Genomic DNA, 14,233 nt, shown 5'->3' with positions numbered 1-14,233 from the left:
AACGCTTACGCGACGAAACCCGCTTTCAGGACCACCGTAACATGCGCCTATCACTTCTTCCTATCTTCGTTTTCCTGATGCCTCTGGCTGAAATCGCCGGATTCATCATCGTCGGAAAGATGATCGGCGTCTGGGCGACACTGGGGCTTGTCATCCTCAGCGTATTGCTCGGTGCCGTTCTTTTGCGAATTCAGGGTATCGGCATCCTGCAGCGTATCTCGGCCGAAAGCCGCAATGGCGGCGATCCCGGCCGCGAGATGGTGCATGGCGCCATGATCGTCGTCGCGGCTTTCTTCCTGATGCTGCCCGGCTTTATCTCTGATATTGTCGGCCTGTTGCTTTTCATTCCGGCCGTGCGCGATCTTGCCTGGACCGTGCTGCGCAAACGCATCGTGATCGTCGGCAATTCCCGCGCCTTCCGACGCGGACAGCATCCCGGCGCCGGCCCGCAAGGTCGACCGCAGAAACCCGGAACGGTTGTCGACCTCGACGAAAGCGATTTCCATCGCGAGCCAAACCGTAACTCGCCTTGGTCGGACCAGAAGCGGCTCGAGGACTGAACGACAGCCGGAAAGCACCGGGGTATAAGGGTTGTGCGCCCCTATTCGAAATGCTAGATGGCGACACCCATCGAGACGTGAGAGGACACCCCATGGCCAACGAAAACAGCGGCAACGGTGCAGCCAGCCCGAGCCTTAGCATCCTTGCTCAGTACACCAAGGATCTTTCCTTCGAAAATCCGGGTGCTCCGCGCTCGCTTCAGGCCCGGGAAAATGCTCCCGACATCAACATCAATGTGAACGTGAACGCCAACCCGCTGTCGGACGAAGACTTCGACGTCGTGCTGACGCTGAATGCCGAAGCCAAGGATGGCGAGCGCGTACTCTTCCACACCGAGCTGGTCTACGGTGGTGTCTTCCGCGTTACCGGCTTTCCGCAGGAACACATGCTGCCGCTGCTCTTCATTGAGTGCCCGCGCCTGCTGTTCCCCTTCGCCCGCCAGATCATTGCCGACGTCACGCGCAATGGCGGCTTCCCGCCGCTGATGATCGACCCGATCGATTTCGCGCAGATGTTCACGCAGCGTATGGCCGAAGAACAGGCCCGCGCCCAGGTCTCGGCCGTTCCGAACTAAGTCTGAATTTTCCACACCGGAAACAAAAATGCCCGGATCACAGTCCGGGCATTTTCTTTTGTGCGCTCTGGAATACGCCCTATTCGGAGGCACGATATTTGGACCAGATTCCCTTCGCGCCGAGCTTGGCGACCAGCGCGGCATGGGCGGCAAGTTCTTCCCCGCTCAACCGGCTCGGCAGCGGACTGGGCCGCGCCAGAACATCGGCAACGACATCCTCCGCCTCATCGCTCTGACGCGAACGAGCCGACGAGCCATTGGCGCTGCCGAGACCAAGCGCAGTCTGACGGCCGCCGATCATCTCGATATAGACTTCGGCCAGCAATTCGGAGTCGAGCAGCGCTCCGTGCTTGGTGCGATGCGAATTGTCGATGCCGTAGCGCCGGCAGAGCGCATCCAGCGAATTCGGACCCATGGGGTGCTTACGCCGGGCCATGGCCAGCGTGTCGATCACCATATCCGGCAGGATCGGCGGCCGGCCGAGCCTTGCGAACTCCGCATTGACGAAGCCCATATCGAAGGTGGCGTTGTGGGCGATCCATTTGGCGTCGCCGAAGAATTCGAGAATTTGATCCGCAACGGTTTCGAAGGGTGGTTTGTCCTTCAGCGATTCATCGGTGATGCCGTGGACGGCAAGCGCATCCGGATGCACTTTGCGGTCGCCCGGATTGATATAGAGATGCAGTGTCTTGCCGGTCGGGAAATGGTTGATGAGCTCGATGCCGCCGATTTCGATGATACGGTCCGCCTTGTTGTCGAGGCCCGTGGTTTCCGTATCGAAAATGATTTCGCGCATGTTGGCTCTGCCTTCCTATCTCTTGCTCTGCTTCTTGCGTCGCAGATCCGCGATGATCTCTCTCACCTGCTCGCCCGCCGCCTCGATGCTTCCACCCGTATCGATGACGTAGTCCGCACGCGCCCGCTTTTCCGCATCCGGCGTCTGGCGGGAGAGAATCATATTGAATTTTTCCTCCGTCATACCCGGTCGGGCAAGCACTCTTTCTCTTTGAATCTGTGGATCGCAGCTGACGACGACGATCTTATCCAGCCTCTTTTCTGCGCCGGTTTCAAACAGCAGCGGAATATCGAGCACAATCATATCAGCGCCCGCCTGGAGATGGCGCTCCAGAAACTGGCGTTCGCGTTCGCGCACGAGCGGATGAACGATAGCTTCCAGACGTTTGAAGCCGGAGGGATCGCTCGTGAGCTTTCGGCTGAGTTCCTGCCGGTCGACCCTGCCGTCGCTGGTCGAACCGGGAAAGGCCGCCTCGACCAGAGGAACCGCTTCGCCGCTGTAGAGATCGTGGACGACAGCATCGGAATCATTCACGGGAATTCCGGCTTCGGCGAAGAGTTTCGCCGAGGTTGACTTTCCCATGCCGATCGATCCTGTCAGCCCGATCCTGATCATATCAGTGCTTTTCCATGTCGGCGATGATCAAAGCTCTCAAGGTTTCATCGACCACTGGGCGCCGTCCGAACCATTTTTCGAACCCCGGCACGGCCTGATGCAGCAGCATGCCAAGACCATCGACGATGGCAAAGCCCTGCTCCTCGGCCTGAGCCAGAAGCGGCGTTTTCAGCGGCACATATACAATGTCGGTAACAACGGCCTCTTGCACAAGAGGCGAGAAGTCGATCCGGGGTGCCGCTTCGCCATCCATGCCAAGCGACGTCGTATTGACGAACAGGCCGGCGCCTTGCATGACCTCGCCGAGCGCTGCCATCGGATGGGCATGAACCCGTTCACCAAAACGATCCGCCAATTCCTGCGCCCGCTCCACCGTGCGGTTGACCACATGGATTTCCTTGAAGCCGCGATCCCGCACCGCCTGGATGATGGCGCGGCTCGCACCCCCTGCGCCGAGAATGACAGCACGATCGCTGCGATCCCATCCGGGATGGCGCTCGTCGAGATTTGCGGTGAAACCGCGGCCGTCGGTATTGGTCGCGTGAAGCACCTTGTCCTGAAGCCATAGCGTGTTGGAAGCGCCGAGCTCTTCCGTTAGGGCATCCGGCCGATCCGCCAGTTTGAACGCCGCTTCCTTATGAGGGATGGTAACATTGCCGCCAACGAAGCCGCTGGTGCCATCTTTCAGCGAGGCAATGAAGGAAGCAAACTTCTCCACGGGAACTTCATGGGCGCGATAACTGCCGGCCAAATCGAGCTGGCGCAGCCAGTAGCCGTGGATCAGAGGCGAGCGGGAATGCTTGACCGGGTAGCCGGTGACAAACGCTTTCGGCCCCTGTGTTTCACGTGAATCATCCATCGATCGCTCCCAACTCGCGCAGTTTTTCAAGAAGCGGCACCATCGGCAATCCGACGATCGTGAAATAGTCGCCGTCGATCTTGGAGAAGAGCTGGATGCCCTCGCCCTCGAGCTGATAGGCGCCCACGCTCGACAATGCCTTGTCACCGACGCGGTTCAGATGCCGATGAATGAAATCAGCCGATAGCGTCCTCATCGTCAGATGGGCGTGTGACACATGCTCCCAGATGATATCGCCGTTGCGCGCCAGGGCGATGGCACTGTTCAGACGGTGGGTCTGGGCAGACAATGCCTTCAGATGGTTTTCAGCATCGGCCATGGTCTTCGGCTTATGGAAAACTTGGGCACCGAGCGACATGGTCTGATCCGAGCCGATAACCAGCGAGTCCGGAAAGCGATCGCTCACCTCCTTGGCTTTCGCCTTCGCCAGCACCAAGGCCACAGCATCCGGGCTGGCGCCATTGTGCTCCAGCGGCGCCTCGATGGCACGCTCGTCAATATTGGCGGCGATGGCCTGGAAATGCAGTCCTGCATTCTCCATCAGCATCCGGCGAAACGGGCTGGACGACGCAAGGATAAGGGGCAAGGTCATGACATCTGCCTCTGAGGTTATGATGTGCAGCGCTTAACGCAGCTTGGGGCGCAGGGCAACAATGGCGGCTGCGGTCTCTTCGATCGAGCGACGCGTGACATCGATGATCGGCCAATTGTGCCGCGCACAGAGTGAGCGAGCATATTTCAGCTCTTCCGAGATCGCGGCACGGTCGGTGTAATCACCGCGATCGAAGCCGGGCGTCACGCCGAGGATACGGTTTTCGCGCACCTGAGAAATGCGATCGGTCGTCGCCACCAGTCCGACGATCAACGGTTTCGTCGCCCTCGCCAGGCTTTCAGGCAAGGGAACACCATGAACAATCGGGATGTTGGCGGTCTTGATGCCGCGATTGGCGAGATAGATGCTGGTCGGCGTTTTCGACGTGCGGCTGATACCGATGATGACGACATCGGCATCATCGTAGTCGTCTGGCATCTGCCCGTCATCGTGATCCATAGTATAGTTGAGCGCCTCGATGCGGGCGAAATAATCCGCATTCATCACATGCTGCGCACCGACCCGGCGGCGCGATGCCGTGCCGAGATAGGTCTGGAAAACATTCATGACCGGCTCGAGCACGTTGACGCAGGGCACGCCCATATCCCGGCAACGCTCGGCGATGAAATCGGCGAGTTCGCGGTCGACGATCGTATAGAGGACGATGCCAGGGCTGTGATCGATCGCTTCCAGAACCGGCAACAGCTGCTTGCGATTCCGAATCAGCGGATAGACGTGCTCGATCGGCTGTGTGGCGTGGAATTGCACGGAAGCGGCCCGGCCGGCGGAGATGAGAGTCTCTCCCGTTGAGTCAGAAATCAGGTGCAGATGAAAGAAGCTCGTCCGGTTTTCCACGCTACTTTCCGTCGCCTGTTGATATCTCGGGAGAAAAGAGAGGTACGGGAACCGGCCTATCTTGGGCAAGTGGAAAACCGCCAAGTTTTCCACATTTGGAATTTTCGTGAGACGGCTTTCGCGGCGACTGTGGGCAATGTGGACAAATTGAACTGAGGTTAAGCGCTCCTCAACTTATCCCCAGGCGGTATCAAATCCCAGCCTGCGACAAGCTATTCAAAAGATTGAAAGATCCTGTTTTCTTTCCACATATCCTTTGATCGGGCCGATTTCTTTGCTCGTCTGCCGTTCGGCCGCGACAAATTGGACAGGCGATGGATGAACTTTAATCCTTGATAGTCACCGACTCTAAGAAATAGAAACCTTTCAATATATGTTTGGTTTTATATAGGACGACGTCTTTGACCGATGAACGCCGGAAGATCATGCGGGTATTGAGCGGAGAAGCTCTGACCCCTCCCCCTCTCTGGCTGATGCGTCAGGCAGGCCGCTACCTGCCCGAATATCGAGAGACGCGCGCCAAGGCCGGAAGCTTTCTCGATCTCTGTTATACGCCCGACCATGCGGTGGAAGTGACATTGCAGCCGATCCGCCGCTATGGCTTCGATGCGGCCATTCTCTTTTCGGATATTCTCGTCATCCCCGATGCATTGAAGCGCAATGTTCGTTTCACCGAGGGACACGGGCCGGAGATGGATCCGATCGACGAGGCTGGAATCCTCGCTCTGAAACCCGATGGGGTGATTGCGCACCTTGCGCCTGTCATGGAGACCGTTCGGCGGCTGCGGCAGGACTTGCCCCTCGAGACGACGCTGCTCGGCTTCTGCGGCGCTCCCTGGACCGTTGCGACCTATATGATCGCGGGTCACGGCACACCGGACCAGGCTCCTGCCCGTCTGTTCGCCTATCGCCACCCGAAGGCTTTCGAGCATCTGCTGATGCTGCTTGCCGATATCTCTGCCGACTATCTCGTGGCGCAGATCGATGCCGGTGCCGACGCCGTGCAGATTTTCGATTCCTGGGCCGGCGTGCTTGGAGAGAAAGAATTCGAGGCCTTCGCCGTCAAGCCGGTTGCCAGAATGATTGCTTCCGTCAAAGCGCAGCGGCCGCAGGCACGGATCATCGCTTTTGCCAAGGGCGCGGGCTATCTGTTGAAAACCTATCGGCAGAAGACCGGTGCGGATGCGATCGGCCTCGACTGGTCGGTGCCTTTGGCATTCGCGCGGGAACTGCAGCAGGAAGGTCCGGTACAGGGCAATCTCGATCCGATGCGTGTCGTTGCCGGCGGCAAGGCGCTGGAAGACGGGATCGACGACATCTTGCAGCAGCTCGGCAGCGGCCCGCTGATTTTCAATCTTGGCCATGGGATAACGCCGCAGGCGGATCCCGCCAATGTTGCGGCGCTCGTCGAACGCGTGCGCGGATGGAGAGGCTTATGACAATGGAGAAGCAGACGGATAACGCCCCCGGCCAAAGAGCCGGGCGACGCGCCTATTTCATGATCCTTGCATTTGCCGCTCTGGCGATCGCGCTGTTCGCCTGGCATCCGGTCGATCTCTATCTCTGGATCAAGGCTCTTCACATTATCGCCGTCATCTCATGGATGGCGGGGATGCTCTATATGCCCAGGCTCTTCGTCTATCACACCGACGCCGAACCGGGCTCGCGGCAATCCGAAACCTTCAAGGTGATGGAAAAGCGCCTGCTGCGCTATATCATGACACCGGCGATGATTTTGACCTGGATCTTCGGGCTCTATCTTGCCTGGTCGGTCTATGATTTTCACGGTGGCTGGCTGCATGCCAAGATCGGCCTCGTCGTTTTGCTATCCGCCGTCCATGGCCTCTTCAGTCGCGCGGTGCGCAATTTTGCTCGCGATGAAAACAAGCACTCGGCACGCTATTGGCGAATGATGAACGAGGCGCCGACGCTTCTGATGATCGCGATCGTCATCCTCGTCGTGGTGAAGCCGTTTGCGTGAGATTGGACCATTTTTGGTAGGGACGTTAAATTTCCTTCATTTTGCAGTCCCCCCTTGCGGGTCATAAAGTGAATCGCTATTTTCCCGCCATCTCTTCTTCGTGGCATGTATCCATTCTGTCGCCCGCGAGCGCCCCCATCGCGGTTCTGAATACGAGCAACATTGCCTTCCCCTCCTAAAAATGAGTAATCCCCTTCATGGCTGAAATGAAGCTTCAAGAACTGAAAAACAAATCCCCGACCGACCTCCTGGCCTTTGCCGAGTCGCTCGAGGTCGAAAACGCCAGCACGATGCGCAAACAGGAACTGATGTTTGCGATCCTGAAGGTGCTCGCAAGCCAGGACGTGGAAATCATCGGCGAGGGCGTCGTCGAAGTTCTGCAGGATGGCTTTGGTTTCCTTCGCTCCGCTAATGCGAACTATCTTCCCGGTCCGGATGATATCTACATCTCCCCTTCCCAGATCCGCCGCTTCTCGCTGAAGACGGGCGACACGGTCGAAGGGCCGATCCGCGGTCCCAAGGAAGGCGAGCGCTATTTCGCGCTGCTAAAAGTCAACACCATCAATTTCGACGATCCGGAAAAGATCCGTCACAAGGTTCACTTCGACAATCTGACGCCGCTCTATCCGAACGAGCGTTTCCGCATGGAACTCGACGTTCCCACCTCGAAGGACCTTTCTCCCCGTGTCATCGATCTGGTGGCGCCGCTCGGCAAGGGCCAGCGCGGCCTGATCGTCGCGCCGCCCCGCACGGGTAAGACCGTCCTCCTGCAGAATATCGCGCATTCGATCACCGCCAATCACCCCGACTGCTACCTGATCGTTCTCCTGATCGACGAGCGTCCGGAAGAAGTGACCGACATGCAGCGCTCCGTGCGCGGCGAAGTCATCTCCTCGACCTTCGACGAGCCGGCCGTGCGTCACGTGCAGGTCGCGGAAATGGTCATCGAGAAGGCCAAGCGTCTTGTGGAACACGGCCGTGATGTCGTGATCCTGCTCGACTCGATTACCCGTCTCGGCCGCGCCTACAACACCGTCGTCCCCTCCTCCGGCAAGGTTCTGACCGGCGGTGTCGACGCAAACGCCCTGCAGCGTCCGAAGCGTTTCTTCGGTGCCGCCCGCAATATCGAAGAGGGTGGTTCGCTGACGATCATCGCGACGGCGCTGATCGATACCGGCAGCCGCATGGACGAAGTGATCTTCGAAGAATTCAAGGGTACGGGCAACTCGGAAATCGTTCTCGACCGCAAGGTCGCCGACAAGCGTATCTTCCCGGCGATGGATATCCTCAAGTCCGGTACGCGCAAGGAAGACCTGCTGGTGCCGCGCCAGGATCTGCAGAAGATCTTCGTTCTTCGCCGTATCCTCGCGCCGATGGGCACGACCGACGCCATCGAGTTCCTCATCGACAAGCTAAAGCAGACGAAGAACAATCCGGATTTCTTCGACTCGATGAATACCTAACGGCGGACAGCTTTGCCGAGCCTCTGTTTCAAGGCTCGCAAGATGATATGATCGGGTCGCCATGGGCGGCCCGATTTTCATTTTGGGGGTCTCATAAGCTCTGAAGATGAGGAATCGATCAGAATCGATTCGGAAGCGGATCAATTTATGCATGCAGCGAACCAGACCATTTATGCTCTTTCCAGCGGCAGCCTCCCCGCCGGCGTCGCCGTAATCCGTATATGCGGCCGCAACGCATTGCATGCCGTTGAAGCTTTGATCGGATTCTTACCGCCTGCTCGCCAGGCCGCGTTGAAAACGATTCGGACTCGTAACGGTCTTATCCTTGATCGCGGGCTCGTGCTTATATTTCCCGGTCCCGGCTCTTTTACCGGCGAGGATTGCGCGGAGATACAGGTTCATGGCGGCAAAGCCGTTGTGTCTGCGCTGTTGGCCGAACTCGAAAGCTTTGATGATTGTCGTCTGGCGGAGCATGGTGAGTTTTCACGGCGCGCTCTGGAAAACGGCAAGATGGATCTGGTCGAGGTCGAAGGTCTCGCCGATTTGATTGGTGCCGAGACGGAAATGCAGCGGCGCCTCGCCATCGAGCACGCAGCTGGAGGCCTTTCGGATCTGTACGAAGGCTGGGCGGATCGCCTGACGCGAGCGCGGGCTTTGATCGAGGCGGAGCTTGATTTCGCCGATGAGGACGATGTGCCAGGCTCGGTATCGGATCTGGTTTGGAGAGACATGGAACGGCTCCGTTCTGAACTGTCCGTCCACTTGGCGGGAGCCGCCTTCGGCGAGATCGTCAGGGATGGCCTGCGCGTTGTTATTGCCGGTCCACCGAACGCAGGCAAGTCCAGTTTGATCAACGCGCTGGCGAAGCGCGAAGTGGCGATCGTCACCGATATAGCCGGCACGACGAGAGATGTCCTGCATGTCGATCTGAACATAGAGGGATATGCCGTCAGGCTGTACGACACCGCCGGTTTGAGAGAGACCGAGGAGATCGTCGAGCGTGAGGGAATTCGCCGCGCGCTTAAGACCGTAGCCGATGCCGATCTGGTTCTCTCTCTTGCCGAGATCGGCCACGTTGCCCAAACGGATTTTCCCGGCTTTAGCGGTAAGGTTCTGACGCTTGGTACGAAGGCGGATATTGCTGATGCGGCGACGGATGCCGATTACGATCTGCTCATCTCGTCGATATCAGGTGCCGGGCTCAGGCAGTTGCACCAGCTCATCCTTGCCGATCTGCAGGAACGCTCTGCATCTCTGTCGCTCGCATTGCCAAGCCGGCTGCGTCATCGCAATCTGCTCTCGCAAAGCCTGCAAGCCTTGGTCGCGGCACTTGAATCGGAAGATCATGGTCTCGACATACGTGCAGAGTATTTGCGCCAAAGCGGCAACAGTCTCGGCCGGATTACCGGTCGTGTCGATGTCGAAGATCTTTTGGATGTGATCTTCTCCGAGTTCTGCATCGGCAAATGATTCACGTGAAACACGCCGATAAAAGCGGCCTGAGAAGGTTTCACGTGAAACCTTCTTGACTCCAGAAATTGATGTGCCAAACAGACGGCTTCATCGAGGATCGTGATCATGCTCGACAATATTTATGATGTCATCGTCGTAGGGGGCGGCCACGCCGGCAGCGAGGCCGCCGCCGCCGCTGCGCGCCTGGGCGCACGTACAGCGCTTGTCACCCATAAGCGGGCAACGATTGGCGTCATGTCCTGTAATCCGGCCATTGGCGGTCTTGGTAAAGGCCACCTGGTGCGTGAAATCGACGCCCTTGATGGCCTCATGGGACGGATTGCCGACGCCGCCGGCATCCAGTTTCGAATGCTCAATCGCAAGAAAGGCCCTGCCGTTCGCGGTCCGCGGACGCAAGCCGACCGCAAGCTCTATCGGCTTGCGATGCAGGCTGAAATCGAAGCGACTGCCAATCTTGACGTCATCGAAGGCGATGCATTTGATTTGACGATCGAGCATGGACGAGTTTCGGCCGTCGTGTTGAAGGATGGCAGAGTGATCCGCTGTGGCGCCGTCGTTCTGACGACCGGCACCTTCCTGCGTGGTCTGATCCATATCGGCGACAAGAAGATTCCGGCGGGCCGTGTCGGCGAAGGGCCTTCGGTCGGGCTTTCGGGAACATTGCTGCGTTATGGTCTGTCGCTTGGACGCTTGAAGACTGGAACGCCGGCGCGCCTCGACGGCTCGACGATAGACTGGGATTCCGTCGGCAGACAGGGTGCGGATGAGAATCCGACACCTTTCTCATTCATGACGGATTCCATTGTGAATCCGCAGATCGAGTGCGGCGTCACGCGCACCACGCCGGAGACTCATAAGATCATCGCCGAAAATCTGCGGCGTTCTGCGATGTATTCCGGCCAGATCGAAGGCGTCGGCCCGCGCTACTGTCCTTCCATCGAGGATAAGATCGTCAAGTTCGGCGAGCGCGACGGCCATCAGATTTTTCTGGAACCAGAAGGTCTGGACGATACAACCGTTTATCCGAACGGTATCTCGACCTCTCTGCCCGAGGACGTGCAGGAAGCGTTCATCCGAACCATTCCGGGTCTGGAACGAGTTCGCATTCTTCAATGCGGCTATGCGATCGAGTATGATCATGTCGATCCGCGCGAGCTACAACTGTCTCTGGAAGTCGAGAAGATCCCTGGTCTTTTCCTGGCTGGCCAGATCAATGGTACTACTGGCTATGAGGAGGCCGGTGCGCAAGGTCTGGTTGCCGGCTTGAATGCGGCGCGCCTCGCCTCCGGTGGCGAACCGATCGAATTCAGCCGAACCGAATCCTATATAGGGGTGATGATAGACGACCTGACCTCGCGCGGCGTTGCTGAACCCTATCGTATGTTCACCTCGCGGGCGGAGTATCGTCTGTCACTTCGGGCTGATAATGCGGATGTGCGCCTGACGCCAATCGGGCTTCAGATCGGTTGTGTCGGTTCCGCGCGGACGCAACGCTTCGATCGCTATTCGGAGGCTCTGGAGGAGACCAGAAGCAGATTGAAGGGATTGACGGTCACGCCAAGCGAGGCCGAGAAGGCCGGCATGCATCTGAACAAGGATGGTCAGCGGCGTTCGGCGTATGAGCTGCTGTCCCATCCAGGCCAGTCGATCGATGCGCTTTCCAGACTTTGGCCCGAGTTGGCTTCCATTGAGCGTGGTATCGCGGAAGCTATCGAGATTGAAGCGGCTTATGCTGTTTATATGGATCGGCAGACCGCGGATATCGTTCAAGCTCGAAAGGAAGAGGAGCGCGTTATTCCCGCAGAGTTCGATTTTGCGGTTCTGTCGGGTCTGTCCAATGAGCTGAAGCAGAAGTTGACCGCGTCTCGACCACGAAATATCGCGCAGGCGGCGCGCATAGACGGGATGACGCCGGCGGCAATCTCGTTGCTTCTGGCACATCTCAGGAAACTCGGCGGCGCTGAAGAGCACAGGCTGGTTTCCTAAATCCCTGCAAGGTTTGAGAGTCCAAAATATGGAATTGAACGGTGTACGTGTTTCACGTGAAACACAGGAGCGGTTGCAGCATTTTGCGCAACTTTTTCTGAAATGGGCAAAGACGATCAACCTAGTAGCACCGTCCACGATCGACGATCTTTGGAAGCGACATATCGCCGATAGCGCTCAGATTTTCCAGCTCCACCCGCAGGCCGATCATTGGGTCGATCTCGGCAGCGGCGGCGGTTTTCCGGGCGTGATAACCGCCATATTGCTGGCGGAGCGAGGCGCGGGCCACGTCGATTTGGTAGAGAGCAATCAGAAGAAGGCGGCATTCCTGCGGGTTTGCCTGCGAGAATGCCAGGCCCACGGTGCTGTTCACGCCGTTCGAATCGAGGATGCGCCTGCCGTTATCGAGCATTGCGATAGGATTTCGGCGCGTGCGCTCGCAGAGCTTGACTTGCTGTTGGACTATTCGGCACCCTGGTTGGTGCGCAACGAAAATCTGCGTCTCGTGCTGCATAAAGGCCGGGATTACGAGCGGGAGCTCCAGAAAGCCCGTGGTCGTTGGGAATTCGATCTGGTAAAACATCGAAGCGTCGTCGAGCGAGATTCCGTCATTTTGGAACTGAGTCGCATTCGGCGCCTGGTTTAACCGAAATTGGATGTGCGGCAGATGATCGGCGAGCGAAACCGGATTATTACCATCGCAAATCAAAAAGGCGGAGTCGGTAAAACGACGACGGCGATCAATTTGGCGACGGCGCTGGCCGCCATTGGCGAACGCGTATTGATCGTCGACCTTGACCCGCAGGGCAATGCCAGCACGGGTCTGGGCATTGAGCGGCGGGATCGGAAACAGTCGTCCTATGATCTTCTGGCCGGAACGCATACGATTCTGGAAACCGTTTTGGAAACGGCGGTCCCGAATCTCTTCATCGTGCCGTCGACGATGGATTTGCTTGGTGTCGAGATGGAAATCGCGCAGCAGCCGGATCGAGTATTTCGGCTGCGCCGCGCCCTCAATAGTCCGGATGCCCTCTCCTTCTCCTATATTCTGGTCGATTGCCCGCCTTCGTTCAATTTGTTAACCATGAATGCCATGGCGGCGGCGCATTCTGTTCTCGTGCCGCTACAGTGCGAGTTCTTCGCCCTGGAGGGTCTCAGCCAACTGCTTGAGACCGTCGATCAGGTGCGGCGCACCGTCAACCCGTCACTGGATATTCAGGGTATCGTGCTGACGATGTTTGATTCCCGTAACAATCTCGCGCAGCAGGTTGTGAGCGATGTTCGCACGCATCTCGGAGAAAAAGTCTACCATACGTTGATTCCGCGCAACGTACGCGTGTCCGAAGCGCCCTCCTACGGCAAGCCCGCGATCCTTTATGATTTGAAATGCGCAGGCAGTCAGGCCTATCTGCAATTGGCCTCGGAAGTGATTCAGCGGGAGCGGCAGCGCAAGGCTGCAGCCTGATATATTTTGTTCCAGAGTGAGTATCGGCTATGAATGATGATCTTTCGAAACGGCGTCTTGGGCGTGGCTTGGCGGCTCTTATCGGGGAGATGGATCAGCCCACGCCGGTGGAGACGGGAAGGCCGGCTGTCAATCCGGACCGCCTGGTGCCGATCGAATTCATCTCGCGCAATCCTCGCAATCCTCGCCGTTATTTCGACGAGACGGAACTGCATGATCTCGCTAGCTCCATACGCCAGCACGGCATTGTGCAGCCGGTCGTCGCTCGGACGGTTTCGACAGATCGTTATGAAATCATTGCCGGTGAAAGACGCTGGCGGGCGGCTCAACTGGCCGGCCTTATCGAGATTCCGGTCATCGTTCGCGATGTCGATGACAAGACCGCGCTGGAAATCGCCATTGTCGAGAATGTGCAGCGTGCCGACCTCAATCCGCTGGAAGAGGCGCTCGGCTATGAGCAGCTGATCGCCGAGCATGGTTATACACAGAATGATCTTGGCGAGATCATCGGCAAGAGCCGCAGCCATGTTGCCAACTCCCTCCGTCTGCTGAAGCTGCCCGATCCGGTGCGCGACATGCTTGCCGCCGGCAGCCTGTCGGCAGGTCACGCTCGAGCGCTGGTGTCGACGTCCGATCCGGCCGGCCTAGCTCGCACGATCGTGTCCAAGGGCATGTCGGTTCGCGATGCCGAGCGCTTGGCGCAGAATGACATCAAAGCTCAGAACGACCCCCGCCCTGTCGGCGCCCACAGGGATGAGAAGGATTCCGATACGCTGGCGCTGGAGCGCACCCTTTCGGATACGCTTGGGCTGGATGTCTCGATCAACCACCGCGGCAATGGCGGCCAGGTCAGGATATCCTACAAGACGCTGGAACAGCTTGAAGAAATCTGCCGCCTGCTGGAGCGGCGCTAAGCTTGGTCAATAGACCATTTCCGCTTTTCCCCGAATGGCGAAAACGCTCTATCCTATTGTTTCTTTACGCATTTCTGGCGGCAAACCACTGCGTATTTT

General features: G+C 58.0%; 15 protein-coding genes. 10 read left to right on the top strand and 5 right to left on the bottom strand.

Annotation, left to right across the window (positions count from 1 at the left end; genetic code table 11):
• Positions 1-41: 41 nt before the first annotated feature.
• Both RHSP_RS29070 and secB read left to right on the top strand, forming a co-directional pair.
• Positions 42-560, top strand: coding sequence for an FxsA family protein (locus RHSP_RS29070; RefSeq protein WP_004127446.1), 519 nt, complete (start codon positions 42-44; stop codon positions 558-560).
• 92 nt (positions 561-652) lie between these two features.
• Complete coding sequence (gene secB / locus RHSP_RS29065; protein WP_004127443.1) at positions 653-1,135, top strand: protein-export chaperone SecB; 483 nt, start codon at positions 653-655, stop codon at positions 1,133-1,135.
• A gap of 79 nt (positions 1,136-1,214) precedes the next feature.
• On the opposite strand, the gene dnaQ is transcribed toward secB, so the two are convergent.
• From dnaQ to RHSP_RS29040, 5 genes are read right to left on the bottom strand one after another with little or no spacing between them, the layout of a single operon-like run.
• The gene (dnaQ, locus tag RHSP_RS29060) at positions 1,215-1,931 is read right to left on the bottom strand and encodes a DNA polymerase III subunit epsilon (protein WP_037155162.1); all 717 of its coding nucleotides are present in this window, start codon (positions 1,929-1,931) and stop codon (positions 1,215-1,217) included.
• A 15-nt stretch (positions 1,932-1,946) separates the two neighbouring features.
• Positions 1,947-2,546, bottom strand: coding sequence for a dephospho-CoA kinase (coaE, locus tag RHSP_RS29055; RefSeq protein WP_037155159.1), 600 nt, complete (start codon positions 2,544-2,546; stop codon positions 1,947-1,949).
• Between the two features lies 1 nt (position 2,547).
• Positions 2,548-3,405 (bottom strand): shikimate dehydrogenase, encoded by an 858-nt coding sequence (locus RHSP_RS29050; protein ID WP_004127437.1) that lies wholly within the window; start codon positions 3,403-3,405, stop codon positions 2,548-2,550.
• Positions 3,398-3,997, bottom strand: a complete 600-nt coding sequence (locus tag RHSP_RS29045) for a Maf-like protein (protein ID WP_004127434.1) — start codon at positions 3,995-3,997, stop codon at positions 3,398-3,400. The genes RHSP_RS29050 and RHSP_RS29045 overlap by 8 nt, the downstream gene beginning before the upstream one ends.
• A gap of 33 nt (positions 3,998-4,030) precedes the next feature.
• On the bottom strand, positions 4,031-4,852 hold the full coding sequence (locus RHSP_RS29040; protein ID WP_004127432.1) for a pyruvate, water dikinase regulatory protein: 822 nt from the start codon (positions 4,850-4,852) through the stop codon (positions 4,031-4,033).
• A gap of 401 nt (positions 4,853-5,253) precedes the next feature.
• Here RHSP_RS29040 and hemE point away from each other — a divergent pair, with 401 nt between their 5' ends.
• The 8 genes from hemE (at position 5,254) to RHSP_RS29000 (ending at position 14,134) form a co-directional block, all read left to right on the top strand.
• Complete coding sequence (gene hemE / locus RHSP_RS29035; protein ID WP_037155156.1) at positions 5,254-6,291, top strand: uroporphyrinogen decarboxylase; 1,038 nt, start codon at positions 5,254-5,256, stop codon at positions 6,289-6,291.
• Positions 6,288-6,833, top strand: a complete 546-nt coding sequence (gene hemJ / locus RHSP_RS29030; protein WP_200863302.1) for a protoporphyrinogen oxidase HemJ — start codon at positions 6,288-6,290, stop codon at positions 6,831-6,833. The genes hemE and hemJ overlap by 4 nt, the downstream gene beginning before the upstream one ends.
• A gap of 197 nt (positions 6,834-7,030) precedes the next feature.
• Positions 7,031-8,296, top strand: coding sequence for a transcription termination factor Rho (rho, locus tag RHSP_RS29025; protein WP_004127423.1), 1,266 nt, complete (start codon positions 7,031-7,033; stop codon positions 8,294-8,296).
• A gap of 147 nt (positions 8,297-8,443) precedes the next feature.
• Positions 8,444-9,766: a tRNA uridine-5-carboxymethylaminomethyl(34) synthesis GTPase MnmE gene (gene mnmE, locus RHSP_RS29020; protein WP_004127420.1), complete on the top strand. Its 1,323-nt coding sequence runs from the start codon at positions 8,444-8,446 to the stop codon at positions 9,764-9,766.
• A 108-nt stretch (positions 9,767-9,874) separates the two neighbouring features.
• Complete coding sequence (mnmG, locus tag RHSP_RS29015) at positions 9,875-11,755, top strand: tRNA uridine-5-carboxymethylaminomethyl(34) synthesis enzyme MnmG (protein WP_004127417.1); 1,881 nt, start codon at positions 9,875-9,877, stop codon at positions 11,753-11,755.
• Positions 11,756-11,783: 28 nt separating this feature from the next.
• Positions 11,784-12,401 (top strand): 16S rRNA (guanine(527)-N(7))-methyltransferase RsmG, encoded by a 618-nt coding sequence (gene rsmG, locus RHSP_RS34130; RefSeq protein ID WP_081615369.1) that lies wholly within the window; start codon positions 11,784-11,786, stop codon positions 12,399-12,401.
• A gap of 21 nt (positions 12,402-12,422) precedes the next feature.
• On the top strand, positions 12,423-13,220 hold the full coding sequence (locus RHSP_RS29005; RefSeq protein ID WP_004127412.1) for a ParA family protein: 798 nt from the start codon (positions 12,423-12,425) through the stop codon (positions 13,218-13,220).
• Between the two features lie 29 nt (positions 13,221-13,249).
• Positions 13,250-14,134 (top strand): ParB/RepB/Spo0J family partition protein, encoded by an 885-nt coding sequence (locus tag RHSP_RS29000; protein ID WP_004127410.1) that lies wholly within the window; start codon positions 13,250-13,252, stop codon positions 14,132-14,134.
• The last annotated feature ends 99 nt before the right edge of the window (positions 14,135-14,233 follow it).

This window comes from Rhizobium freirei PRF 81, from assembly GCF_000359745.1.
Classification (GTDB): domain Bacteria; phylum Pseudomonadota; class Alphaproteobacteria; order Rhizobiales; family Rhizobiaceae; genus Rhizobium; species Rhizobium freirei.
Note: the sequence above shows the minus strand (reverse complement) of the source record. Positions and strands in the feature narration are given on the sequence as shown.